The 24,175-nt window shown below is 69.0% G+C and carries 21 protein-coding genes and 1 pseudogene; 11 read left to right on the top strand and 11 right to left on the bottom strand.

Annotated elements, in window-relative coordinates; genetic code table 11:
• Positions 1–8 precede the first annotated feature (8 nt).
• A complete protein-coding gene (locus tag ACFWV3_RS32530; protein WP_382416912.1) occupies positions 9–566 on the bottom strand; it encodes a winged helix-turn-helix domain-containing protein in 558 nt (185 codons plus the stop codon).
• Between the two features lie 94 nt (positions 567–660).
• Here ACFWV3_RS32530 and ACFWV3_RS32525 point away from each other — a divergent pair.
• A pseudogene (locus ACFWV3_RS32525) lies at positions 661–1,159 on the top strand (DUF2238 domain-containing protein).
• On the opposite strand, the gene ACFWV3_RS32520 reads toward ACFWV3_RS32525, so the two are convergent.
• Together ACFWV3_RS32520 and ACFWV3_RS32515 are read right to left on the bottom strand one after the other, a co-directional pair.
• Positions 1,104–1,595, bottom strand: coding sequence for a hypothetical protein (locus ACFWV3_RS32520; protein WP_330856347.1), 492 nt, complete (start codon positions 1,593–1,595; stop codon positions 1,104–1,106). The pseudogene ACFWV3_RS32525 and the gene ACFWV3_RS32520 sit on opposite strands and share 56 nt — an antisense overlap.
• A 57-nt stretch (positions 1,596–1,652) precedes the next feature.
• On the bottom strand, positions 1,653–3,167 hold the full coding sequence (locus ACFWV3_RS32515; RefSeq protein WP_382416910.1) for a phytoene desaturase family protein: 1,515 nt from the start codon (positions 3,165–3,167) through the stop codon (positions 1,653–1,655).
• A gap of 65 nt (positions 3,168–3,232) precedes the next feature.
• Here ACFWV3_RS32515 and fdhD point away from each other — a divergent pair, with 65 nt between their 5' ends.
• The 3 genes from fdhD to ACFWV3_RS32500 are packed head-to-tail and all read left to right on the top strand — an operon-like array spanning position 3,233 to position 6,098.
• Positions 3,233–4,060, top strand: coding sequence for a formate dehydrogenase accessory sulfurtransferase FdhD (fdhD, locus tag ACFWV3_RS32510; protein WP_382416908.1), 828 nt, complete (start codon positions 3,233–3,235; stop codon positions 4,058–4,060).
• Positions 4,047–5,177: a CaiB/BaiF CoA transferase family protein gene (locus tag ACFWV3_RS32505; protein ID WP_382416907.1), complete on the top strand. Its 1,131-nt coding sequence runs from the start codon at positions 4,047–4,049 to the stop codon at positions 5,175–5,177. The genes fdhD and ACFWV3_RS32505 overlap by 14 nt, the downstream gene beginning before the upstream one ends.
• 39 nt (positions 5,178–5,216) lie before the next feature.
• Positions 5,217–6,098: an alpha/beta hydrolase gene (locus ACFWV3_RS32500; protein ID WP_382416905.1), complete on the top strand. Its 882-nt coding sequence runs from the start codon at positions 5,217–5,219 to the stop codon at positions 6,096–6,098.
• A gap of 70 nt (positions 6,099–6,168) precedes the next feature.
• On the opposite strand, the gene ACFWV3_RS32495 is transcribed toward ACFWV3_RS32500, so the two are convergent.
• From ACFWV3_RS32495 to tig, 6 genes are all read right to left on the bottom strand, one after another.
• Entirely contained in the window at positions 6,169–6,762 is a 594-nt protein-coding gene (locus ACFWV3_RS32495; RefSeq protein ID WP_382416903.1) for a serine hydrolase domain-containing protein, read from the bottom strand.
• Positions 6,763–6,772: 10 nt separating this feature from the next.
• Entirely contained in the window at positions 6,773–8,065 is a 1,293-nt protein-coding gene (locus tag ACFWV3_RS32490) for a serine hydrolase domain-containing protein (RefSeq protein ID WP_382416901.1), read from the bottom strand.
• Between the two features lie 86 nt (positions 8,066–8,151).
• The gene (gene clpX, locus ACFWV3_RS32485; protein WP_090100149.1) at positions 8,152–9,432 is read right to left on the bottom strand and encodes an ATP-dependent Clp protease ATP-binding subunit ClpX; all 1,281 of its coding nucleotides are present in this window, start codon (positions 9,430–9,432) and stop codon (positions 8,152–8,154) included.
• A 304-nt stretch (positions 9,433–9,736) separates the two neighbouring features.
• Positions 9,737–10,351, bottom strand: a complete 615-nt coding sequence (locus ACFWV3_RS32480) for an ATP-dependent Clp protease proteolytic subunit (RefSeq protein WP_154697940.1) — start codon at positions 10,349–10,351, stop codon at positions 9,737–9,739.
• Positions 10,352–10,386: 35 nt separating this feature from the next.
• A complete protein-coding gene (locus ACFWV3_RS32475) occupies positions 10,387–10,971 on the bottom strand; it encodes an ATP-dependent Clp protease proteolytic subunit (RefSeq protein WP_382417016.1) in 585 nt (194 codons plus the stop codon).
• Between the two features lie 196 nt (positions 10,972–11,167).
• Positions 11,168–12,514 (bottom strand): trigger factor, encoded by a 1,347-nt coding sequence (gene tig / locus ACFWV3_RS32470; protein ID WP_382416899.1) that lies wholly within the window; start codon positions 12,512–12,514, stop codon positions 11,168–11,170.
• A gap of 527 nt (positions 12,515–13,041) precedes the next feature.
• On the opposite strand from tig, the gene ACFWV3_RS32465 reads away from it, so the two are divergent.
• A complete protein-coding gene (locus ACFWV3_RS32465; protein ID WP_382416897.1) occupies positions 13,042–13,941 on the top strand; it encodes a LysR family transcriptional regulator in 900 nt (299 codons plus the stop codon).
• Positions 13,942–14,320: 379 nt separating this feature from the next.
• On the opposite strand, the gene ACFWV3_RS32460 is transcribed toward ACFWV3_RS32465, so the two are convergent.
• Positions 14,321–15,304, bottom strand: a complete 984-nt coding sequence (locus ACFWV3_RS32460) for a LacI family DNA-binding transcriptional regulator (RefSeq protein ID WP_382416895.1) — start codon at positions 15,302–15,304, stop codon at positions 14,321–14,323.
• A 98-nt stretch (positions 15,305–15,402) separates the two neighbouring features.
• On the opposite strand from ACFWV3_RS32460, the gene ACFWV3_RS32455 reads away from it, so the two are divergent.
• From ACFWV3_RS32455 to ACFWV3_RS32435, 5 genes are read left to right on the top strand one after another with little or no spacing between them, the layout of a single operon-like run.
• Positions 15,403–16,656, top strand: a complete 1,254-nt coding sequence (locus ACFWV3_RS32455) for an ABC transporter substrate-binding protein (RefSeq protein WP_382416893.1) — start codon at positions 15,403–15,405, stop codon at positions 16,654–16,656.
• Between the two features lie 4 nt (positions 16,657–16,660).
• Entirely contained in the window at positions 16,661–17,530 is an 870-nt protein-coding gene (locus ACFWV3_RS32450) for a carbohydrate ABC transporter permease (RefSeq protein WP_382416892.1), read from the top strand.
• Positions 17,527–18,348: a carbohydrate ABC transporter permease gene (locus ACFWV3_RS32445; RefSeq protein ID WP_382416890.1), complete on the top strand. Its 822-nt coding sequence runs from the start codon at positions 17,527–17,529 to the stop codon at positions 18,346–18,348. The genes ACFWV3_RS32450 and ACFWV3_RS32445 overlap by 4 nt, the downstream gene beginning before the upstream one ends.
• A gap of 19 nt (positions 18,349–18,367) precedes the next feature.
• Complete coding sequence (locus ACFWV3_RS32440) at positions 18,368–19,486, top strand: glycosyl hydrolase (RefSeq protein ID WP_382416888.1); 1,119 nt, start codon at positions 18,368–18,370, stop codon at positions 19,484–19,486.
• A 4-nt stretch (positions 19,487–19,490) separates the two neighbouring features.
• Entirely contained in the window at positions 19,491–22,397 is a 2,907-nt protein-coding gene (locus ACFWV3_RS32435; RefSeq protein WP_382416886.1) for an alpha-mannosidase, read from the top strand.
• A 216-nt stretch (positions 22,398–22,613) separates the two neighbouring features.
• Here ACFWV3_RS32435 and ACFWV3_RS32430 read toward each other — a convergent pair whose 3' ends face one another.
• On the bottom strand, positions 22,614–23,750 hold the full coding sequence (locus ACFWV3_RS32430; protein WP_382416884.1) for a cytochrome P450: 1,137 nt from the start codon (positions 23,748–23,750) through the stop codon (positions 22,614–22,616).
• Between the two features lie 167 nt (positions 23,751–23,917).
• On the opposite strand from ACFWV3_RS32430, the gene ACFWV3_RS32425 reads away from it, so the two are divergent.
• Positions 23,918–24,094 carry a hypothetical protein gene (locus ACFWV3_RS32425; RefSeq protein WP_382416882.1) on the top strand — a complete coding sequence of 59 codons (177 nt, stop codon included), beginning with the start codon at positions 23,918–23,920 and terminating at the stop codon, positions 24,092–24,094.
• Positions 24,095–24,175: the final 81 nt, after the last annotated feature.

Raw genomic sequence — 24,175 nt, 5'->3', positions numbered from 1 at the left:
ACTGGTGGTTACTCGGGCGCGACCGTCACGGCCAGGAAGTACCTGACCGCGCGCGAACCCTCGGGCCGCAGCGACTCGTCGAGCCGGCGGTCGTCGTACTTCTCCAGCAGCGCCTGCAGCTCCGCCTGGTACTCGGCGGCTTCCTCGGCCGTGAGGAACTTGATGGTGCCCTGGGTTCCGATCGCCTTGCGCCACTGCTCCGGCAGGTGCTCGTGGCGGCGGAGGTGTTCGCGCGTGCGCTCGAACTCCTGGTCCAGGTAGGCCATCGCGGCCGCCTCGGCCGCCAGCGCGGCCTCGCCCTCGAGCCCTTCGGTCGAGATGGACTGGCGCCCGCGCACGATCCGCCACGGCTTCTGCCGGCCCGGTCCCTCGACCTCTTCGACGAAGCCGTACTTGGCCAGCATGTTCAGGTGGTACGAGCAGCTCGCGACACTCTCACCGAGCTTCTCCGAGCACTGCGTGGCGGTGCGCGGTCCCTGTTCGGTGAGCACCTGGAGCAGCTTCCACCGGAACGGGTGCGACAACGCCCTGAGCGCTTTGGGGTCGGTGATCGGGGTGTCGGTCATGACACCACCGTACGCGTATCAACAACCCTTTAGCAAGAACCCTTGATATATAAATCCTGATATAAAACCGACCAAGATCGGCCAGGCTGTGCGCATGACTCGGGGACAGTGGTGGCTGGTGGGGGCGTTCGGCGCGCTGGTGGCGGTGACGTGGATCGACCCGCCCTGGCCCGCCGAGCAGGCGTTGCACAGCTCGCTGACGGCGGTGGCGCTGCTGGCGCTGTGGCTGTGGAGGAAGCGCCTCGACACCACGCAGCTGGCCTGGGCGCTGGTGTTCCTGGCCCTGCACACGATCGCGGCGCGGTGGATCTACTCGTTCGTGCCGTACGACGACTGGACCGACGCGCTGGTCGGCGTGCGGCTCTCCGAGGTGTTCTCGTGGGACCGCAACCACTTCGACGATCGCGCTCTACGAACTGCTGGAGTGGGCGATCGCGATGACGCTCGCACCCGAGGTCGCCGAGGCCTACAACGGCCAGCAGGGCGACATGTGGGACGCCCACGCCGACATGGCCCTGGCGGCGCTCGGCGCGCTCGTCACCAGTCTGGCGAGTTCCGCGCCACGGCGGTCACGAGCGGCAACGACTCGATGATCGGCACGCGCAGCAGCTCGGCCGCCTCGTCCGGGTCGCGCACCGGCTCGACCAGCTCGCGCAGCAGCGCGCCCACCACGTCGTCCGCGGTCTGGTCGATCTCGTGCGCCAGGTCGCGCAGCTGGGCGGCGGCCTCGTTCAGCACGCGCGGGCGCTGGGGTTCCTCCAGCATCAGCGCGGCCAGCCGCAGCACGCGGCGGCACACCCTCAGACGCAGGCTGCGGCTCGCCGACTCCGCGCCACCGGCGAGGCCCAGACGGCCGCGGGTGCGCTCGATCCACGGCTCGACCGTCTCCTTGCGCCAGATCGGGCCGGACGCTAGCTCCGCGTCCGGCTCGGGAATGCCGTGGGACCGGCGCTTGCGCCACACCGTCACCAGCTGGCGGCTGAGGCCCATGGCGTCCGCGATCTCGGCGATTCCGTAGAAGTCCCCCACGGCGACAACTGTAACCAGAGATGACGCGTTATGTCATCAAGAATGTCGCAAGTGGGCTCAGAGGCGTTCGAGCACCGCGTGCGCCGCGTTGTGGCCGCCGATGCCGCTGACCCCGCCGCCGCGCCGGGAGCCCGCGCCGCAGACGAACACGTTGCCGACCTCGGTCTCCACGCCCCACCGGCCGACCTCGGCCTCGGACTCGGCGAACGGCCAGTCGAGCTCTCCGTGGAAGATGTTGCCACCCGGCAGCCCGAGCTCCTCCTCCAGGTCCAGCGGCGTGCGGGCCTCGACGCACGGCTCGCCGTGCGCGTCCACGGCCAGGCAGTCCCTGATCGGCTCGACGAGGTGCGCGTCGAGCTGGTCGAGGTAGCGCCGCACGAGCTCGTCGCGCAGCTCGGCGTTGCGGCCGGCGAAGAGCGACGCGGGCAGGTGCAGGCCGAACAACGTGAGCGTCTCGTGGCCGGCGAGATCCGGTCCGAGGATCGACGGGTCGGTCAGCGAGTGGCAGTACATCTCGCCGGGCAGCACCGACGGCACGTGCCCGGCGGCGCTCTCCAGGTACGCGGTCTCCAGCTGGTCGTACGACTCGTCGAGGTGGAACGTGCCCGCGAACGCGACCCGCGGGTCCACTCCGGACTTCAGCGCGGGCAGCCTGCGCAGCAACATGTTGATCTTCAGCTGGCAGCCGGGAGCGTCGCGGACCTCCTTGCCCTGCAACCGTCCCAGCACCGAGGGCGCCACATTGGACAGCACGAACCGGGCGTCGAAGGTCTCCGGACCACAAGTGACGGAAGCGGTCTCGCCGTCGGACGAGATCGACGTCACCTCGGCGTCGCACACGATCCGCGCACCGGCCTCGCGCGCGACGCGTTCCAGCTCGGCGGTGACCGCGCCCATGCCCCCGACGGGGACCTTCCACTCACCCGTGCCGTTGCCGATCACGTGGTAGAGGAAGCATTTGTTGGCAGCCAACGAATGCAGCGACGCGTGCGTGCCGATCAGCGCGTCGGTGGCGACGACGCCGCGCACCAGGTTGTTGTCGAACAGCTCCTGCAACGTCGCGCCGATCGGGCGTTCGAAGACCTGCTCCCACACTCGCCCGCGCGCCACCGCGTCGACGTGCACGCGCAGGTGGTCGCGCGACACCAGCGGTTCGAGCAGCGTCGGCGCCAGCGCGGCGGCCATCAGCTCCAGGTCCGCGTACCAGCGCTGCCACCGGTCCCAGTCGTCGAGCGACCCGCAGACGTCCTGGAACGACTTCGCGGTCGCCTCGCCGGGCGTGCGTTCGACCAGCAGCCCCGACCTGCCGTTCGGTGTGTAGGACGACGCGGCGCGCGAGCGCAGCGCCAGGTGCAGCCCGAGGTCGGACACGATCCGGTCGGGCAGCAGCGAGACGAGGTAGGAGAACCGCGACAGCCGGGCGTCGACCCCCTGCCACGGTGACGCGCTCACCGCGGCGCCGCCGACGTGCGGCAGCTTCTCCAGCACCCTGACCGACTTCCCCGCCCGCGCGAGGTACGCGGCCGCCACGAGCCCGTTGTGGCCGCCTCCCACGATCACGACGTCGTCCATGCCCCGAGATCCCTCCCACGTAGCCTGGTCGGTGGGGAACATAGCGGTCCGAAGGAGATGTGCACATGGGCCGAGTGACGGTGCGCCGAGCGGTCGAACGGGTGTCGTCGAACGGTCGGCGGCGCAAGGTGGACGCGCTCGCCGCCGAGGAGCCGCTGGAGCTGAGGGTCAACGGCAAGGCGCTGGCCGTCACGATGCGCACGCCGGGTCATGACGTGGAGCTCGCCCACGGCTTCCTGCTCAGCGAGGGGGTTATCGGCTCGTCCGAGGACATCGCCGTCGCCCGCTACTGCGACGGCGTGGGCCCGGACGGCATGAACACCTACAACGTTCTGGACATCGCGCTGGCCGACGGGGTGCCGCCGCCGGACACCGGGGTGGAGCGGAACTTCTACACCACGTCGTCGTGCGGGGTGTGCGGGAAGGGCGCGCTCGACGCCGTGAAGCTCAAGACGCGCCACTCTCCCGCTCTCGACCCGCTGCGGGTCACCCCGGAGTCGCTCACCACGTTCCCGGACGCGTTGCGGGAACGGCAGAAGGTCTTCGAGAGCACCGGCGGGCTGCACGCGGCCGGGCTGTTCGTGGACGACGAGCTGCTGGTCGTGCGCGAGGACGTGGGCAGGCACAACGCCGTCGACAAGGTGCTGGGCTGGGCGGTGCTGCAGAACCTCGTGCCGATCCGCGGCGCCGTGCTGATGGTGTCCGGACGGGCGTCGTTCGAGCTGGTGCAGAAGGCCGCGATGGCCGGCATCCCGGTGCTCGCCGCGGTGTCCGCGCCGTCGTCGCTCGCCGTCGAGCTGGCCGAGGAGCAGGGCATGACGCTCGTCGGGTTCCTGCGCGGCGACTCGATGAACGTCTACACCGGCGGGGAGCGGGTGCTTGAGACCGCTTGACGGCGTCGTGGTGGTGAGCCTGGAGCAGGCCGTCGCCGTGCCGTACGCGACGCGGCTGCTGGCCGACCTTGGCGCCCGCGTCATCAAGGTCGAACGGCCGGGCACCGGCGACTTCGCCCGCCACTACGACTCGGCGTGCGGCGAGGTCTCGTCGTACTTCGCGTGGACGAACGCCGGCAAGGAGTCGGTGTCACTCGACATCACCCACCCCGACGGCCGCGAGGTGCTGCAACGGCTCACCGACCGCGCCGACGTGCTGCTGTGCAACCTCTCGCCGCGCGTCTGGCGGCGCCTGGGCCTGGAGCTGCCGGACCGGCTGGTCGTCGGCGAACTGTCCGGCTACGGCTGGGACGGCCCGTACGCGGACCGCAAGGCGTTCGACGCACTGGTGCAGTCCGAGGCCGGGCTGGTGTCGTTGACCGGCGAGGGCGACGTGGTGGCCCGCGCGGGCATCTCGGTGGCCGACATCGCGGCCGGCGTCCAGCTGCAGTCGGCGGTGCTGGCGGCGTTGTTGCAGCGTGCGCGCACCGGCTCCGGCGCACGGCTGCGGTTGTCGCTCTTCGGGGCGATGGCCGAGTGGATGCACCAGCCGATGCTGTACGCGGCCGGCACCGGTGCCCCGGCGCCGCGGTCGGGAGCGCACCACCCGAGCATCGCGCCGTACGGGCCGGTGTCGTGCCAGGACGGCTCCGTGCACCTCGCCGTGCAGAACGACGGCCAGTGGCAGCGGCTCTGCGGGCTGATCGGACTCACGCCGGAGGAGAGGTTCGCCACAGTGGCGTCCCGCGTGGAGCACCGCGCGGAGCTGCAGAACCTGCTCGAACAGGCCTTTTCGGACCTCACCGCGACCGAGCTGCTGACCGCTCTGGACACCGCCGACGTGCCGGCCGCACTGACCAGGCCAATCACCGACCTGCCCTCCCACCCGCAGCTCGACATGTGGGTTGACGTGCCCGTTCCCGGCGGGACGGCCCGCATGCTGGCGCCTCCGGTAGCCGGCTTCGAGTGGTCACCTGGTGCGGTGCCCGGCCTCGGCGCGCACAATGACGCCGTGCTGACCTGGTTGGGCTATTCGAGTGAGGAACAGTCCTCGTTACGCGTGCGTTCCGTCCTCTGAAGAGGAAACGTGGAACGCCGTCCGCGCGATGAGGTGAGCATGGGGGACACGAGGTACAGCCGCCGCACCCTCCTCGCGGCGATCGGCGTGGTCGTCGCGAGTGCCATCGGCGTCGCGACCTACGCCTCTTCGGCGTCCTCGGAGGCCTCGCAGCAGATCGCCACGGCGGACCGGGTGAACAACAAGCCGGTCGCCAAGCCGACGATCCGGTTCGAGCGCGTCTACTCGGCCGCCCGCCACCGCGAGGTCACCCTCGCCTTCTACCTGCCGACCGGCGCCAACCCGCGCGGCCTGCCGATGTCGATCCTGCTGCACGGACTGCACGGCGACGCCCGGCACGCCGCCATCGGCAACCTCGCCGACGTCCTCACCGCCGCCGTCGCGAAGGGCTCGGTCCCCGCGTTCGGCTTCGTGGCGGTCGACGGCGGCGACAACTACTGGCACGAGAACGTCCCCGGCGACGACCCGATGGCCATGCTGCTCGACGAGGTCCCCCGCTGGCTCAAGGACCGCGGCTACGGCGAGCCGTTCGCGGTGACGGGCGTGTCGATGGGCGGCTTCGGCTCCCTGCTCTACGCCCGCCGCCGAGCCGAACGGGGCGACCCGGTCGCGGCCGCCGCGGCCATCTCCCCCGGCCTCATCACGACGTGGCCGGAGATGGCCAAGCGCCGCGCGTTCAAGGACGAGGGCGAGTGGGCCTCGCTCGACCCGCTGCGGCACCTGAAGGCCACCGGAACGACCTCGCTCGGCGTGTGGATCGGCGACCGCGACAAGTTCATCGAGGGCACCCGCCTGTTCATGCGCGAGGTGAAGCCCGAGGTGAGCACGGTCAAGGACGGCGGGCACGACGACGGGCTGTACCGGAAGGTGACGCCCGACGTCGTCCGGTTCCTCGCGAAGTACGCGAAGCGCGCCGTCTAGACCCGGACCGCCGCACGGCCGCCGTGCAGCCATCGCACGCGGCCCTGCTCGTCACTCCCGCAGAGGACGATCACGGCGTGGGTGCCGGAAGGCCGGACAGCTCCGCGAAGACCAGGTCGAACACCCCTCCAGCGGCACCGCCGTTGGTCAGCAGGGCCACCGCCAGGCCGGTCTCCGGCACGACGCGCAGGAAAGACGCGAACCCCGTGTTGCCGCCGTCATGACCCGCGACGACGGTGCCGGCGACCTCGTGCAGCATCCAGCCGAGGCCCCAGTCGGTCACCGGCTCGCGGGACAGGTGCCCGTCGGCGGTCCGCGAGCCCGGCACGACGTGCGTCTCGGCCTCCAGCCCGAGCGGCACGGCCAGCCGCTCACGCAGCACGGTGGTGAAGGACTTGCCCCGCACCACCTCGGCGAACCTCTCGAGGGCGTCGTCGCCCGTACCGGTGTCGAAGAACAGGTCGCCCTCGAAGCCCGCCGTGTGGGCGAGCAGCTGCCTCGGCGTGACGACCCCGGCCGCGTCCTCGTCGGCGAGCCGGAAGCCGGGCAGAACGTCCCGCACCGGGCGGTCGAGGTCGAGCAGACCGTCGTTCGCGAGCTCCTGGACCGCCAGCTGCGCGCCGACGACGGCGTGCTCGTCGATCAGCCGGTGCAGATCGATCATGATTTCCCCCTCAGATCCGGACGGCCGCCCGTCCGAAGTGCACCCACTCCACCCGGTCGCCGCGGCGGACCAGCCTGAGCACGGTGTGCGGCTGGTCCGCGGCGATCAGGGCGTCCTGGCTCAAAGCGACGTACTCGGGGGCCTCGTCACTCGTGGTCGCCGCGGCTATCCAGTGCTTCGGCTCGTGCCGGACCCGCACCCGGCCCGGCCGCGACGGCGTCACGTGGACATCGACCGCCGATGAGCGGTAGACGCCGACGACCTCGGCCACGTCCAGCGGGACGGCCGGCTGCGGCGGAACGGGGAGGTCGGGCAGCCGGACGCCGGCCAGGTCGTCGAGGACGTGGGCGAGCACGGCCCGTTGGAGCCGGCTGACGCCGCCGCCGTTGGTGAGCACGGCGACCGCGACGCCCGCGCCCGGGAGCACCCGCAGGGTGGCGTCCTGGCCCATCGTGCTGCCGCCGTGGCCGAGTCCGACCGTGCCGTCCGGGTAGCGGTGCAGGGTCCAGCCCAGGCCCCAGCCGCCGCCGTCGAGCGTTTTCACCTGCTTCACGCGCATCGAGTCGTACCTCGTCGACTCCAGGTGCATGCGGGCGAAGCTCACCAGCGCACGCGCGTTCATGGCGAACGCCGAACCGGCGGGAGCGTCGGAACCCGGCATCATCCTGTCGACGGGCCGCAGCTCTCCGTCCGAGGGCAGGTGGCCTTCCGCGACCTGGTGCATCGGGTACTCGTCGTAGTGCGTGGCGACGTTCGTCAACCCGAGCGGTGTCACGAGCCGTTCGCGCAGCACCACGTGGAACGGCTTGCCGCGCAACACCTCGACGATGCGGCCCAGCACGACGTACCCGGCGTTGCAGTAGGAGAAGAACTCACCGGGCTCCGTCAGCTGACGCGCGTCGGTGAGGAGGGCCACGTACCTCGCCACGCAGTCGTCACCGGTCCCGGTGTCGGACCACTGGTCCCCCTCGAAGCCGCCGACGTGGCACAGCAGCTGCCGGGGCGTGACCACCCCGGCCACCCGGTCGTCGGCGAGCCGGAACTCCGGCAGGACCGCGCGCACCGGCCGGTCGAGGTCGAGCAGGCCCTCCTCGACGAGCTGCGCGACCAGCGTCGCCGTCCAGACCTTCGTGATCGACCCGATCTGGAACAGCGACCCGGTGGTCACCGCCTCGCCGGTGGCGGTGCTGAGCACCCCCGCGGCCGCGTCCACGATCTCACCGTCCGCGAGCACCGCGACCTGGGCGCCGGGCACGCCGTGCTCGTCCAGGAGCGTGGCCAGCCATTCCGCCGTGGTGCTCACGTTCCCCCGAGAGGTGACGGCCGCCGGAGAGGACGAAGGGCGCCCGGCCGGAGCCGGACGCCCTTCGCTGTGCACTGCTGCGAACCCTAGGCCGACTTCTCGCGGCGCTCGCGGCGCGAGGGCTGCCGGGCCACGATGGTCGGGTTCACGTTCTCCTTCACCGTCTGCTCGGTGATGACGACCTTGGCGACGTCCGTGCGGCTCGGGATGTCGTACATCACCGGGAGCAGGACCTCTTCCATGATCGCGCGCAGGCCTCGGGCACCGGTGCCGCGCAGGATCGCCTGGTCGGCGACCGCTTCCAGCGCGGTCTTGGTGAACTCGAGCTCGACGCCGTCCATCTCGAACAGCTTCTGGTACTGCTTCACCAGGGCGTTCTTCGGCTCGGTGAGGATCATGACCAGCGACGGCTTGTCGAGGTTCGTGACGGAGGCGACCATCGGCAGACGCCCGATGAACTCGGGGATCAGGCCGAACTTGATCAGGTCCTCCGGCATGGAGTCGGCGAAGTAGTCCGCCGCGTCCACCTCGGCCTTGGAGCGGACCTCGGCGCCGAAGCCCAGGCCTCGCTTGCCCACGCGGTCCTGGATGATCTTCTCCAGACCCGCGAAGGCACCGGCCACGATGAACAGCACGTTCGTCGTGTCGATCTGGATGAACTCCTGGTGCGGGTGCTTGCGGCCGCCCTGCGGGGGCACCGACGCCGTCGTGCCCTCCAGGATCTTGAGCAACGCCTGCTGCACGCCCTCACCGGAGACGTCGCGCGTGATCGACGGGTTTTCACTCTTCCGAGCGATCTTGTCGACCTCGTCGATGTAGATGATGCCCGTCTCGGCGCGCTTCACGTCGTAGTCGGCGGCCTGGATGAGCTTCAGGAGGATGTTCTCGACGTCCTCACCGACGTAGCCGGCCTCCGTCAGCGCGGTCGCGTCGGCGATGGCGAACGGAACGTTCAGCATCTTCGCGAGCGTCTGCGCGAGGTAGGTCTTGCCACAGCCCGTCGGGCCCAGCATCAGGATGTTCGACTTCGCGAGCTCGACTCCGTCGTCACGCCCCTCGCGCCCGCGGTCGCCCGCCTGGATGCGCTTGTAGTGGTTGTAGACGGCGACCGAGAGGGTCCGCTTCGCCTCGGACTGGCCGATGACGTACTGGTCGAGGAACTCGTGGATCTCGGCGGGCTTCGGCAGCTCGTCGAGCTTCACGTCGCCGGCTTCCGCCAGCTCCTCCTCGATGATCTCGTTGCAGAGATCGATGCACTCATCGCAGATGTAGACGCCGGGGCCGGCGATGAGTTTCTTCACCTGCTTCTGGCTCTTTCCGCAGAAAGAGCACTTCAGCAAGTCGCCGCCGTCACCGATACGCGCCATGACCGCTGACCTATGTCCCCTCCGGCGCACACCTGCTGTAGTGCGCCTGCTGACTTGCTGTGGCAGTCCCACTGGCTGTGGGTGCTGAGCCCGTTGCACTGACGGTACCTGGCCCACCCCGTTTCAGGGGAGGACCAGCGTCCCTCCGACGCGCGGATCAGGCCAGACACCGGGTCTTCCCGGGCGTGTCGGGTGCGTGGCGCCCCCGGACCGGGGTCTTCCCAGTCCTCGGGAACCACGCGGGCCGCGCCCCGGACGGACCAGGCGGAGGGACGAGCGGCGCTCACCCCTCCGCCGGCGCGTCTCAGGACTTGGCCGAGAGCTTGCGGTAGGGCAGCACCGAGTCGACGATGCCGTACTCCTTGGCCTCGTCGGCCGTGAGGATCCGGTCGCGCTCGATGCTCTCGCGAACCTCCTCCGCCGTCCGGTTGGTGTGCCGCGCGAGGGTGGACTCCATCAGGCGGCGCACGCGCTGGATCTCGTTCGACTGGATCTCCAGGTCGGACACCTGACCGTACGCACCCTCCATGGAGGGCTGGTGGATCAGGATTCGCGCGTTCGGCAGCGCGTGGCGCTTGCCGGGGGTGCCGGCGGCCAGCAGCACCGCGGCGGCCGAGGCGGCCTGGCCGAGGCAGTACGTCTGGATGTCCGGGCGCACGAACTGCATGGTGTCGTAGATGGCCATCAGCGAGGTGAACGAGCCACCCGGCGAGTTGATGTACATCAGGATGTCGCGGTCCGGGTCCTCGGACTCGAGCACCAGCAGCTGCGCCATCACGTCGTTGGCCGAAGCGTCGTCAACCTGCACGCCGAGGAAGATGATGCGCTCCTCGAACAGCTTGTTGTACGGGTTCGACTCCTTCATGCCGTAGCTGGTGCGCTCGACGAACGAGGGCAGCACGTACCGCGACTGAGGCATGTGGAACTGGCTCACTTCGAACTCTCCTCAGCTTCCTAGTTGCTCGAGCCGACCGGCTGGGAGCGGGTGACGACCTTGTCGACGAACCCGTACTCCAGCGCTTCCTGGGCCGTGAACCAGCGGTCGCGGTCGGAGTCGCGGGTGATGGTCTCGACCGTCTGGCCGGTGTGCTCGGCGATGAGCTGCGCCATCTCGAGCTTCGTGCGCGTCAGCATGTCCGCCTGAATGGCGATGTCCGCGGCCGTGCCACCGACACCGGCGGACGGCTGGTGCATGAGGATGCGCGCGTGCGGGAGCGCCTGGCGCTTGCCGGGGGCACCCGCCGAGAGCAGGAACTGGCCCATCGAGGCCGCGAGGCCCATCGCGACGGTGGCCACGTCCGGCTCGATCAGCTGCATCGTGTCGTAGATGGCCATGCCCGCCGTGACGGAGCCACCCGGCGAGTTGATGTAGAGGGTGATGTCCTTCTCGGGGTCCTCAGCGGCCAGCAGCAGCAGCTGAGCGGTGATCTGGTTGGCGATGCCCTCTTCGACCTGGGAACCCAGGACGATGATCCGCTCGCGGAGCAGCCGCTCGTACACCGAGTCGTTGAGGTTCATCCCGGCGGTGGCCGACCGCATCTCGGGGGTCGGGAAGGAGTGCTGCGTCACGTCTGCCTGCCTAACTCCAGGTGGAACGAATCTGGATGCCAAAACTCTCTGCGATCGACCTTAACGAAGACGGGCGGCGTCAGATGCCCGACACCGCCCGCGTTCGCTGTAAGCAGTATTCGCGGCGGTCTCCCGCTCGCGCGGCGAGGTCGTCGAGACGACCTCGCTACTCCGCCGCGTCCTCTTCGGACTTGGTCTCGCCGAAGAGCTCGTCGAGGTCCAGCTGGGTGCCGGCGGTGTCGGTGACCGTCGCCTGGCGCACGACGCTCGCGAGCGCCTTGCCGCGGCGGACGTCGGCGAAGATCGCGCCGAGCTGGCCGGACTGCTGCGCGCGCTTGACGTACTCGTCGGGCGAGATGCCGAAGCGCTGGGCCTGGTAGATGATCCGCTCGGTCAGCTCGCCGTCGGACACCGTGACCTGCTCGGCGTCGGCGATCGAGTCGAGCACGAGCTGCGTCTTGACGGCCTGCTCGGCGGCGGTGCGGAGCTCGGTGTCGAACTCCTCCTCCGACTGGCCCTGCTCGACGAGCCACGCGGCGAACTTCTCGTCGTCGTGGTCGAAGGCGTGCACGGCGTCGTGCTTCCGCGCGTCGACCTCGCCCTGGACGATGCCCTCGGGCAGCGGGACCTCGGTGGTCTCCAGCAGCGCCTCGAGCACCTTGTCGCGGGCCTGGACGCCCTGCTGCATCTTCTTGACGCGGCTGAGGCGGGTCTGCAGGTCGGCCTTGAGCTCGTCGAGCGTGTCGAACTCGCTGGCGAGCTGCGCGAACTCGTCGTCGAGCTCCGGCAGCTGGCGCTCCTTGACGGAGTTCAGCACGACGGACACCTCGGCCTCGCGGCCCGAGTGCTCACCGGCGACGAGCGTGGTGGTGAAGGTCTTGGTCTCGCCCTCGGAGGCGCCGACGAGCGCGTCGTCGATGCCCTCGACGAGCTGGCCGGAGCCGATCTCGTAGGACAGGCCGGCGGTGCGGGCCTCCTCGACCTCCTCGCCGTCGACGGTGGCCGACAGGTCGACGCTCACGAAGTCGCCGGTCTCGGCGGGCCGGGTGACACCGGTCAGCGTGCCGAAGCGGGCGCGGAGCTCGTCGAGCTGGGTGGTCACGTCCTCGTCGGAGACCTCCTGCTCGTCGACGGTCACGGCGAGCTCGCCGAACGCCGGCACGGTGATCTCGGGACGGACGTCGACCTCGGCGGTGAACTCGAGCGTCTGGCCGTCCTCGATCTTGGTGACCTCGAAGTCCGGACGGCCGAGCGTGCGCACCTCACCGGCGTTGACCGCCTCCAGGTACTTGGCCGGGATGGCCTCCTGGATGACCTCGTCCAGCACGGGCGCGCGGCCGATGCGGTTCTCCAGGACCTTGGCGGGGGCCTTGCCGGGACGGAAGCCGGGGATGCGGACCTGCTTCGCGAGCTTCCGGTACGCCTGGTCGAAGTTCGACTTGAGCTCGTCGAACGGCACCTCGACGTTGATCCGGACCCTCGTCGGGCTCAGGTGCTCGACGGTGCTCTTCAACGTGGACTCCTCGATACGAACAAGAACGTGCAAGACAGCCGGTACCGCCACACGGGACGCCCGGATTCCCAGCGAGTCTAGGCGAGACCCGCACTGTGACCGCCGCCACCCCGGTTCCGCGACGTGATCAAGACGTCAGCGGCCCCCGCTCGACTGCACAGAAGCGGCCCGAGGGGGCCGCAATCCGACGACACGACGTCGACGACATCAAGGCGGGCGGCCACGAGATCGGCGGGAACCGCAGCCCGCCGGCCACCGTCCCACCACCCGTGGACGGCAGCCTTTTGTTCGTCCGGCGAACAACTTCACCGAAACAACACGCCCCACTACCGCCCGTCAAATCGGCAGCTTCAATTTCACTCTTTCGGCCGCAACCCTTCTTCGACGCAGATCGAGATGACTCCGTTAGCACTAATCTGAGCCTCGCGGCCGACAGGTAGCGTTACGGCTCCTGCACCACCCGTAACGGGATCACGGGAACGAACGAGAAAAAGTCGTCGCACCGTTTTACTCCGAGGATCCGCCTGATGGAGACACGCCAGCTTCTCGCGTTCACTACCGTGGTTCAGACAGGGAGCTTCACCAAGGCCGCAGCCACGCTCAACTGCTCGCAGCCGACCATCACCACCCGCATCAAGGCCCTGGAGGAGGCCCTCGGGGTCGTCCTTTTCCGGCGCCTCCCCCGAGGTATCCAGATGACGTCCGCAGGGGTAGAACTCCTCCCCTTCGCGCGAAACATCATCAACCTCACCGAAAAGGCCCGAAAAGCCATCACGATGAACGGCGAGCCCCACGGCAAACTCGTCATCGGTTCCGCACAGAGTTTGACCGACTACCGTCTGCTACCGCTCATCGAATACATGTGCTGGCGCTACCCCTCGGTCCAACTCTCCCTGCACTCGCGCAACGCCCTGAACAACCTGGCGTCCGTGCGCGACGGCCAACTGGACTGCGCCTTCTTCATAGGAGCCATAGAGCCCCGCGAGGGCCTGGAAACCACGGTCCTCTGCCCAGAACCCCTGGTGATGGTCGCCGGCCCGAACCACATGCTCACCCAGCGCCAGTCCCTCACCGAGGACGACATCACCAGCAGCACCCTCATCAGGGCCGAGAACGGCGCCTCCTACCACGAGCTGCTGGAACACACGATCGGCTTCGACGACACCAGAGCCCCCGTCCTGGAACTGGACTCGGTGGACGCCGCGAAACGAGCGGTGGCGTCCGGCTTGGGCATCGCGCTGATGCCCGAGGTGACCGTGTCCACGGAACTCTCGGACGGCAGGTTGGTCCGCTTGCCCTGGTCCCCGACCTTCCGCGTGTACACGCAGTTCGGCTGGCGCCAGGACAACTCGACGAACCCGGCGGTGACCGCCTTGGTGTCGGCAGCCGCACAGGTGGTCAGCGACCAGGTCGCCTCCCTGACCTGACCCACGAGGCATCAGCCGGTGTCGAAGGCGAGCAAGGGCGACGGCGAAGCCGAGCTGCTTGCCGCTTGAAACAGAAGGTTCCGGTGGGTCCCCGTCACGAGTCGTGCCACAGCTCTCGCTGCAACGAGGCAGGGGTGTCAAATCGCCGCTTTTCGGCGATTTGACACCCCTGCCTCGTTGTGGCCAGCTCCTGGCTCGACTCGTGACGGGGACCCACCCGAACCGCACCACCAACGCGACGGGCAGCCGCCCAGCACGAACAGGCGTGCCATCAACCCGCCGGTGGCGTGGTACCCCCAGATCAGATTGGCGGGGGTTCGGGGGCAGAGCCCCTGAGGGGAAGCACGCAACAGAACCCGCCGCCCGCACCAGGGGAACGCTACGCAACCACCCCGGTAGAACCCCGAACCACCAACGACGGCAACACGTCCTCGACATCGGTGGGCAACGCCCCACCCACCACGGCCAACAACGCCCGAGCAGCCCGAGCCCCAAAAGCGAACGTGTCCCGGGACAACGCGGTCAACCCCCCGTGCTGGGCCAGAACCGAGTCGTCCCAAGCAACAAGCGACAACTCCGAAGGCACGGCAACGCCAAGAGACCCAGCCACAGCAGCCCCGGCCACCGCCATCACATCGTTGTCGTAGACGATCGCCGTAGGCCGATCATCACCGCTCAACAACGCGGAAGTAGCAGCAGCCCCGGCCTCAGCCGTGTAGTCCCCGGAAACGATCACACCGTCCACAACGGACGCCAGAAACGCCTGATCCCGCCGAACCGTGTGCAACAACGACGACAACCCGGCAACGCGGGCGATCCGCCGGTGCCCCAACGACTTCAGGTACTCCACAACGGAAGTCATCGCCGCGTAGTCATCAGCCCACACAGAGGCCAACGACCCGTGATGCCCGGACCCGCCCACCACCACGGCCGGCAATCCCAAGGACGACATCAGCTCGACCCGAGGGTCGGAGACCAGCAGGTCGACGAGGAACACCCCGTCCACCCGGTGCTCGGCCCACCACCGCTGGTACAGCGCGATCTCGTCGGACCGCGACGACACCACCTGCAGCAACAACGCGGAAGACATCTCCGACTGCATCCCGGCGATCAGCTGGAAGAAGAACGCCTCATCGCCGAGAGCGCGCGGCGGCCGCACCAGCACCAGCCCGACGGCGTCGGCGGAAGCGGACGACAACGCCCGAGCGGTGACGGACGGCCGGTACCCCAGCGAGGACGCCACGCCGAGCACCCGCGACCGCGTCGCCTCCGACACGCCGGAGCGGCCGTTCAGGGCCAGCGAGACAGCCCCCTTCGACACGCCGGCCGCGGCCGCGATGTCCTTGATGGTCGGCCTCTTCACCAGCGGGCACCTGTCCGGAACGAGACAACAAGACGTTCGGAGGCTAGCCGGAGATAAACCGGTTTAGCTAGGGTCCGGGGCCTTGGAGGTGGGTGTCAATGAAGAGGCGCACGTTCCTCGCGGGCCTGGTGGCGGTGCCCGTGGCCGGCTGTGGCCTGTCGGGCACGTCCAGCACGTCGAGCTCGGCTTCCGGCCAGGTCACCGGCGAGATCACGTTCCAGACGTGGTCGCTCAAACCCAAGTACACCGACTACGTCAACGGTGTCATCGACGCGTTCCAGAAGCAGCACCAGGGCACCACCGTGAAGTGGGTCGACCAGCCCGCGGACGGGTACCTGGCCAAGGTCATGGCCGACGCGAGCGCGGGGAGCCTCCCCGACGTCATCAACGTGCCGCCGGACCTCAGCTTCCCGCTCGCCAAGGCCGGCCAGCTGGTCGACCTCGACGAGAGCCTGAAGGACGCCAGGCCCGAGTACCTCGGCAACGCCTGGCAGGCGTTCGAGATCCCCGGCAAGGGCGGCTGCTACGGCTTCCCCTGGTACCTCAACACCGGTCCGCTCTTCTACAACAAGGCCCTGTTCCAGCAGGCGGGTCTCGACCCGGACAAGCCGCCGACGAACTTCAAGGACCTCGAGGCGACGGCCCTCAAGCTCGCCGGGAAGAAGGTCGCGATCCTCGGCCAGACCCCGTCCATCGCCGACTTCGGCCTGTACGGCGTCAAGCTGTTCGACAACGACAAGTTCACCTTCAACGAGCCCAAGGGCGTCGAGTTCGTCGAGGCCTACAAGCGGATGTACGACGCGGGTGCGCTCATCCCCGAGGCGCTCACGCAGAACTACACGGGCGCCGGCGCCAAGTTCATGGCCGGGCAGACCGCGATGAACCCTGGCAGCGCCTACGACCTGGGCAAGTTCAAGACCGACGCGCCCAGCCTCTACGCGAACATCGGCATCACCACGCCCATCACGAACACGGGCAGCGCCAACATGTTCCTGCACGGCGTGAGCGTGCCGAAGAGCAGCAAGAACCAGGCGACGGCGCTCGCGTTCGGCCGGTTCGTCACCAACGCCGAGAACCAGGTGAAGTTCGCGAAGCTCGCGTCGATCTTCCCGTCCACGTCCCAGGGCGGCGACGACCCGTATTTCACCACGGAGGACGGCACCGACGAGGCACGGGTGCGGGTCGCGGCGGCCAAGCAGCTCAAGACCGCCGTGAACTACACGCCGGTGCAGTTCAGCGACCAGATGCGCGAGGCGCTGCTGCAACAGCTCGCGGACGCGATGCTCGGCAAGAAGTCGCCGAAGCAGGCCCTGGACGACGCCGTCGCCGAGTGCAACCGGCTCCTGAAGTAGCGCGATGACTCATCGCCCGTACACGCCGTGGCTGTTCCTGTTGCCGGGACTGGCCGTCTGCCTCATGTTCACGATCTTCCCGTTCCTGAACATGATCGTGCTCGCGTTCACGGACGCGAGCGCGCTGGGCGGCGGCCGGTTCACCGGCGTGGACAACTTCGTGCGGATGGCCCAGGACCCCAAGTTCTGGCTGGCGGCGCGCAACAGCCTGCTCTACATGGTGTGCGTCGTGCCGCCGCTGGTGCTGTTGCCGTTGCTGATCGCGATGCTCGCGCAGAAGGCCGTGCCGGGCATCGGGATCTTCCGCACGGCGTTCTTCACGCCGGTGATCGCGTCCGCGGTCGTGGTCGGGCTGATCTGGACGTGGCTGCTCGACAGCCGCGGCCTGGTCAACAGCGTGGTGGAGGCGCTGGGCGGCACCAGGATCGGGTTCCTCACCGACTCGACGCTGCTGCTGGTCAGCTCCATGCTCGTGACGGTGTGGCGCGGCCTGGGCTACTACATGGTGATCTACCTGGCCGCGCTCGCGAACGTGCCGAAGGACCTGCACGAGGCCGCGATGGTCGACGGCGCTGGACCGGTGCGGCGCTTCTGGTCCGTGACGGTGCCCGCGTTGCGGCCGACGATGGTGCTCATCGCGGCGCTGAGCGCGGTCAACGGGTTCCGCGTGTTCTCCGAGATCTACCTGCTGTCGGGCGGCACCGGCGGGCCGGGCGGGGCGAGCACCACGATGGTGATGCTCATCCAGTCGGTCGGCCGGGGCCTCACCGGCGAGGTCGGGTACGCGTCGGCGCTGAGCTCCGTGCTGTTCGTGATCCTGCTGGGCCTGCTCCTGGTCACCCTCAAGCTCAACCGCAGGGAGGAGCAGCTGTGAAGCGCGCGCACCTGTACCTGGCACTGCGCTACCTGGGGCTGCTGAGCGTCCTCGCGATCAGCATCGGCCCGTTCCTCTGGCAGTTCGCGACGAGCGTCAAGGGGCCGAACGAGGACGTCTTCGTCCCCGACTTCATCCCGGACGACCCGACGTTCGGCAACTACGCCGCGGTCGCCGACGTGGTGCCGGTCTGGACGTTCGCGCTCAACTCGCTGGGCGTCGCGAGCGTCAACGTGTTCACCAACTGCCTGGGCGCGGCGATGGCCGGCTACGCGTTGGCACGGCTGAAGTTCCGCGGCCGCAAGCTCGCCGCGGTGATCTTCGCCAGCAGCATCCTGGTGCCGTTCGAGGCGATCCTGATCTCGCTGTTCCTGGTGATGCGCGGACTCGGCCTCACCAACACGCTCACCGGCGTCGTGCTGCCCGGCTCGATCGCCGCGCTCAACGTCCTGCTGCTGCGCAACGCCTTCCTCGCACTCCCCGCCGAAGTCGAGGAAGCCGCGATCATCGACGGCGCCAACGCGTGGCAGCGCTTCACCCGCCTCGCGCTGCCGTCGGTGAAGGGCACGCTCGTCGTGGTGGCCCTGTTCTCGTTCATGTTCAGCTGGGACGACTTCCTGTGGCCGCTCGTGGTGCTGAGCGACCAGGAGAAGTACACGCTCACCATCGGCCTGGCCTACCTCCAGGGCACGTTCGTGCAGAACCAGCGGCTGGTCGCGGCGGGCACGATCATCGCCGTCCTGCCGCTGATCCTGCTGTTCCTGTTGCTGCAGAAGCACTTCTTCCGCGGTGTCGGAGAAGGCGCGATCAAGGGATGACCCACCGAGGAGATCGACCTTGCGTTTCGGCGTGAACTACACCCCGTCGGCCGGCTGGTTCCACCACTGGCTCGACTTCTCCCTCGACGACGTGAAAGCCGACTTCGAGTCCATCGCCGGCCTGGGCCTCGACCACGTGCGGGTGTTCCCGCTGTGGCCGGTGTTCCAGCCCAACCGCGGCCTGGTCCGCCCGCAGGCGGTCGACCAGCTCGCGCGGATGCTCGACGCGGCCCGCGAGACCGGACTGGACGTGCAGGTCGACGTTCTCCAGGGCCACCTGTCGAGCTTCGACTTCTACCCGTCGTGGGTGCAGACCTGGCACCGCCGCAACATCTTCACCGACCCCGACGTCATCGACGGACAGCGGTTCTACGTCCGCACGCTCGCCGCGGCGTTGAAGGACAAGCCGAACTTCCTCGGCTTCACCCTCGGCAACGAGGTCAACCTGCTCACCGAGTCGAACCCGTGCACCCCCGAACAGGCCGGCGAGTGGATCGACACGCTGCTCGCCGAGTGCGAGACGGCCGCACCGGGCCTCCCGCACGTCCACTCCGAGTACGACGCCGTCTGGTACGAGAGCGAGCACTCGTTCCTACCGGAACACGCAGCCAACAAGGGCGCGATGACGACCGTGCACTCGTGGGTCTTCAACGGCACGGCACAGCGCTACGGCCCCCTCTCCACCGAGAGCGTCCACCATGCCGAGTACCTCGTCGAGCTGGCCAAGGCGCACGCCAAGGACCCCGACCGGCCCGTGTGGCTGCAGGAGGTCGGCGCCGCCCAGCCCGAGATCAGTGCGGAGCAGGCGCCGCAGTTCGCCGAGCAAACGCTTGCGAATGTGCTGACCTGCTCGAATCTGTGGGGCGTCACGTGGTGGTGCTCGCACGACGTCGACCGTGCGCTGGTGGACTTCCCCGAACGCGAGTACGAGTTGGGGTTGTTGACGACGGAACGCAAGGCCAAGCCGCTCGGGGAGGCGATCGCGAGGATCGTGCGGGACGCGGAACCCGCGCCGGCCGTGCGCACGCCGATCGAGCTGCACGGCGACCGGCCCTCGTGGGGTCCGGGTGGCGCTTTCTTCGACGAGTGGATGGCTCTCGCGCGCGACGGCGTGCGGGCTTCGATCGAGCTGGGGTGAACACGTGCACGACGAACGCGCGCTGCTGGAAGACCGACTCAACCGCACGCTCAAGGAACGCATTCGCCCGGCCGTCTACGGCGAGACCGCACCGCTGGAACTCGCCGTGTGGACGGTGCCCGACGAGCCCGTCCCGGTCGCCGAAGCTCTCGAAGCCACCTACGTCCCCGCCGCCGTCGGCGACGCCTGGGGCGCGCCGTGGAGCACGAGCTGGTTCCGGCTGACCGGCAGCGTTCCCCCGGCGTGGCACGGCAAGCAGGTCGAGGTCGTGCTGGACCTGGGCTTCACCCACCCCGGTCCCGGTTTCCAGTCCGAGGGCCTCGCGTACACCGCCGACGGCGTCCCGGTGAAGGGCATCGAACCGCGCAACACCTACCTGCCGGTCGACGGGCCGGACGTCCTCTTCTACCTGGAGGCCGCGGGCAACCCGACGATCCTCGACTTCCACCCGTTCCTGCCGACCCGGTTGGGCGACAAGGAAACGGCGGGCACCGAGCCGTTGTACAAGATCATGAAGGCCGAGCTCGCGGTGTTCCAGCCGCAGGTCTGGCACCTGATGCTCGACATCGAGGTGCTGCAGTCGCTCATGGGCGAGCTGCAGGACCACGACCCGCGCCGGCACAAGGTCCTGCACGCGCTCGACCGGGCGATGGACGTGCTCGACTTCAACGAGGTCGCCGCCACCGCCGACCTGGCGCGCGCCGAGCTGGAGCACGTGCTGTCGTTGCCCGCCAGTGCCTCGGCGCACAAGGTGTCCGCGATCGGCCACGCACACATCGACTCCGCGTGGCTGTGGCCGTTGCGCGAGACCGTCCGCAAGTGCGCGCGGACGTTCTCGAACGTCACGAAGCTGATGGACTCCTACCCGGACTTCTACTTCGCGTGCTCGCAGGCCCAGCAGTACGCGTGGATGAAGGAGCACCACCCGCACGTCTGGGACCGCGTCCGAGAGAAGGTCCGCGCCGGCCAGTTCGTCCCGGTCGGCGGCATGTGGGTCGAGTCGGACACGAACATGCCCGGCGGCGAGGCGATGGCCCGCCAGCTCGTGCACGGCAAGCGGTTCTTCCTCGACAACTTCGGCGTGGAGACCGAGGAGGTGTGGCTGCCCGACTCGTTCGGCTACAGCGCCGCGCTCCCCCAGCTGATCAAGCTGTCCGGCTCGCGCTGGTTCCTCACCCAGAAGCTGTCGTGGAACCAGATCAACAAGTTCCCGCACCACACGTTCTGGTGGGAGGGCATCGACGGCACACGGATCTTCACGCACTTCCCGCCCGTCGACACCTACAACTCCTCGCTGTCCGGCGCGGAGCTGGCCCGCGCCTCGCGCCAGTTCGCCGAGCACGCCAAGGCCTCGCGGTCGCTGGTCCCGTTCGGCTACGGCGACGGCGGTGGCGGCCCCACCCGCGAGATGATGGAGACCGCGCACCGCGTGGCGAACCTCGAAGGCTCGCCGACGGTCAAGGTCGAACCCCCGCGCGACTTCTTCCAAGCGGCGCAGGACGAGTACCCGGACGCGCCGGTGTGGGCGGGCGAGCTGTACCTGGAGAAGCACCGCGCCACGTACACCACCCAGGCCAAGACCAAGCAGGGCAACCGCCGCAGCGAACACCTGCTCCGCGAGGCCGAGCACTGGGCCACCGCCGCCGCGCTGCAGGGCGCCGACTACCCGTACGACGACCTCGACCGGTTGTGGAAGACCGTGCTGCTGCACCAGTTCCACGACATCCTGCCCGGCAGCTCGATCGCCTGGGTCCACCGCGAGGCCAGGGCGACCTACGCCCGCGTCGAGTCGGAGCTGAAGGCCCTGACGACGGCCGCGATCGAGTCGATCAAGGGCGACGGCGACGACGAGATCACCTTCGACGTGCTCGGCGGCGACGCACCGCGCCCGTTCGTCGCCCCTGCCGACGGCGTCCTCGACAACGGCCGCCTGCGCGTCACGATCGACCCCGACGGCATCGTGCTGTCGATCCTCGACCTGGAGACCGACCGCGAGGTCCTGCCCCCGCACGGGTTCGCCGGCATGCCCCAGCTGCACCGCGACAACCCGAACCAGTGGGACGCCTGGGACATCGACCCGTTCTACCGCAACTGGAAGGCCGACCTGACCCCGTCCGAACGCGTCGACATCGAGGACGGCGTGGTCGTGCGGGCGAAGTTCGGCAACTCGGTCCTCACCCAGACCATCCGCCTGCGCGAGGGCGCGAAGCAGGTCGACTTCGACACCGAGGTCGACTGGCAGGAACGCGAGAAGCTGCTCAAGATCGCGTTCCCGCTGGACCTGCGCGCCGAGGTCTCCACGGCGGAGACCCAGTTCGGCCACCTGCACCGCCCGGTGCACACCAACACCTCGTGGGAGGCGGCGAAGTTCGAGATCTGCGCCCACCGCTTCCTGCACGTCGGCGAACCCGGCTACGGCGTGGCCGTGGTCAACGACTCGACCTACGGCCACGAGGTCACACGCACCACCCGCGAGGACGGCGGCACCACCACGACCGTGCGCCTGTCGCTGCTGCGCGCACCGAGGTTCCCCGACCCCGAGACCGACCAGGGCGACCACCGCTTCCGCTACGCCCTGGTCGTGGGCGACCTCCCGGCAGCCGTCGAAGCCGGCTACCGCATCAACCTGCCGCCGCAACGCGTCCGGGGCTCGCGGGCACCGTCCCCACTGGTGTCCACGGACAACCCGGCAGTCAGGGTCGAGGCCGTGAAACTGGCCGACGACCGGTCGGGCGACGTCGTCGTCCGGCTCTACGAGGCCCACGGCGGTCGCGCCAAGGCCTCGATCAGCACCTCCTTCACCCACACCGGCATCCAGGAGACCGACCTGCTGGAACGCCCCCTGAACGCCGCCACGGCAGAGGTGGTGCTGCGCCCGTTCCAAGTGATCACCCTGCGATTCACGAGGTAGCGCAAGAGGCGCCCAAGCGATGCCGGAGGCGAGCAGTCAGACCTTGCGCCGATGGGTAGCGGTGCACCCACTCGTGGTGTGGCGATTGGGGCTTGAAGTCAAGCCCCAATCGCAATCGTCGCGCAGCGGCGATGAACCCAGGTCTTCGTCCGAGGTGCACGCCCACGCCGGAACAGGCACCCAACCGCAACGGCGACCACGCTGGAAGCCAAATCTCTAATCAAACCGGAACGTAGCCGTCTCCAGGTTGTCCAACATCCACTCCCGCCGCACCAGCGGAGCCCCGACCTCCCTGCGCAACAACGGCATCCTCCCCACCATCTCCTCCAGCAGAACCCGCTGCTCCAACCGAGCCAACCCGGCCCCGAGACAGTGATGCGGCCCGTGCCCGAACGACATGATCCGAGTCCGGCGCCGGATGTCGAACACCTCAGGCGACGCATACCGAGCCGGATCCCGGTTGGCCGCGCTCAACCACCCGATGACCCAGGACCCGGCCGGAATCACGCACCCACCGAGCGAAACCTCCCGCACCACCAACCGCCGGGGCCCGGGAAACACCGGGTACCACCGCATCGTCTCCTCGACGGCCCCGGGAATCAGCGAAGGATCGGCGCACAACTCCGGCCACACCCCGAACTCCGTCAGGAACAACACCGCGTTGGGTGCGCTGGCGAACGTCGTGTCGACCCCGGCCCCGAGCAACATCGCGCAGTACCCGACGAGATCCCAGTCGGACAACGGCTTCCCGTCCACGAGGTAGCCGGAATCCTGCGCCGCGAGAAGTTCCGCGATCAACCCGCCTCCCGGCGAGACCCGTTGCCGATCGAGCTCGTCCGCGAAGAACTGCGCCATCTCCGTCTGCGACGGCAGCGTGTTGGTCGTGGCCGAGGCCTTGTACCAGTCTTCGAGCCACGCGGTCATCCGCACCTCCGCGCTGAGGTCGAGCCCCAGCAGGTGGCAGATCACCCTGGTGGGCAGCGGCCGGCCGATGGTCGGCACGATGTCGAAGCCCGCCGGGTCGAGCTCGCCGAGCAGCGACACCGCGATCTCGCGGATCTGGTCCTCCAGCCGGGCCATCACGCGCGGGCTGAACGGGTCGGCGACGGCGGAGCGGAGGTCGCGGTGGCGTTGCCCGTCCGCGGCCCACATGCCGCTGAGCATCGCGTTGGCGAGCGGGCGCGTGTCGTCGGTGAGGCCGTAGCCCGCGGAGAAGTGCTCCTCGTCGGACAGCACGCGCTGGACGTCGGCGAGGCTGAAGACGTTCCAGGTGTCGAGCACCTCGTCGAAGTGGACCTCGGTGGTGGGGTCGAAGAACTTCGCAGGTCGCGCGGGTAAGCGGGCGGCAGTCATGCCCTCGATCGTGGCCCCTTACCCCTACCCCGGGAATCCACTGATCCGGTTGAGGCGACCCGGCGTAAGGGGTCTCACCGCGCGACCTTGGGTGATCGTCGGATGTGAGGGGTCACCCCTCAGGAGCAATCTCATCCTCAGCGAGAACGACCTGAGGAGTGAGCGAGATGGAATGGACGCCCGAGGCGATCAAGGCGGAGATGGACTACCGGCAGGAGGCCCTGCGGGAGGACGCCCGCCGCGTCCACGAGTTCTACCGCAACGGCGGCAAGCCGCGGTCGTGGTGGCACCGGATGACGCACCGGCACGAGCCTGAGGTCCCCGCCGGGCCGCAGGCTGCGTGATGCCGGGGGTGGGGTGGTTCCTCTCGTCCGGGAACCACCCCCGACGCGGTTTTCGGGCGCGGCGGTCCGCAGAGACCGCCG

Origin of the sequence: Lentzea sp. NPDC059081, from assembly GCF_042738015.1 — a bacterium.
Taxonomy (GTDB): domain Bacteria; phylum Actinomycetota; class Actinomycetes; order Mycobacteriales; family Pseudonocardiaceae; genus Lentzea.
The sequence above is the reverse complement of the archived record's forward strand: the minus strand, read 5'-3'. Positions and strand labels throughout refer to the sequence as shown.

Bases quoted from the DNA above. Each gene is read 5' to 3' on its own strand.
- ACFWV3_RS32530 (WP_382416912.1), bottom strand. From the start codon at position 566: ATGACCGACACCCCGATCACCGACCCCAAAGCGCTCAGGGCGTTGTCG.
- ACFWV3_RS32515 (WP_382416910.1), bottom strand. From the start codon at position 3,167: ATGGACGACGTCGTGATCGTGGGAGGCGGCCACAACGGGCTCGTGGCG.
- fdhD (WP_382416908.1), top strand. From the start codon at position 3,233: ATGGGCCGAGTGACGGTGCGCCGAGCGGTCGAACGGGTGTCGTCGAAC.
- ACFWV3_RS32500 (WP_382416905.1), top strand. From the start codon at position 5,217: ATGGGGGACACGAGGTACAGCCGCCGCACCCTCCTCGCGGCGATCGGC.
- ACFWV3_RS32495 (WP_382416903.1), bottom strand. From the start codon at position 6,762: ATGATCGATCTGCACCGGCTGATCGACGAGCACGCCGTCGTCGGCGCG.
- clpX (WP_090100149.1), bottom strand. From the start codon at position 9,432: ATGGCGCGTATCGGTGACGGCGGCGACTTGCTGAAGTGCTCTTTCTGC.
- ACFWV3_RS32480 (WP_154697940.1), bottom strand. From the start codon at position 10,351: ATGCCTCAGTCGCGGTACGTGCTGCCCTCGTTCGTCGAGCGCACCAGC.
- ACFWV3_RS32475 (WP_382417016.1), bottom strand. From the start codon at position 10,971: ATGCGGTCGGCCACCGCCGGGATGAACCTCAACGACTCGGTGTACGAG.
- ACFWV3_RS32465 (WP_382416897.1), top strand. From the start codon at position 13,042: ATGGAGACACGCCAGCTTCTCGCGTTCACTACCGTGGTTCAGACAGGG.
- ACFWV3_RS32455 (WP_382416893.1), top strand. From the start codon at position 15,403: ATGAAGAGGCGCACGTTCCTCGCGGGCCTGGTGGCGGTGCCCGTGGCC.
- ACFWV3_RS32450 (WP_382416892.1), top strand. From the start codon at position 16,661: ATGACTCATCGCCCGTACACGCCGTGGCTGTTCCTGTTGCCGGGACTG.
- ACFWV3_RS32430 (WP_382416884.1), bottom strand. From the start codon at position 23,750: ATGACTGCCGCCCGCTTACCCGCGCGACCTGCGAAGTTCTTCGACCCC.
- ACFWV3_RS32425 (WP_382416882.1), top strand. From the start codon at position 23,918: ATGGAATGGACGCCCGAGGCGATCAAGGCGGAGATGGACTACCGGCAG.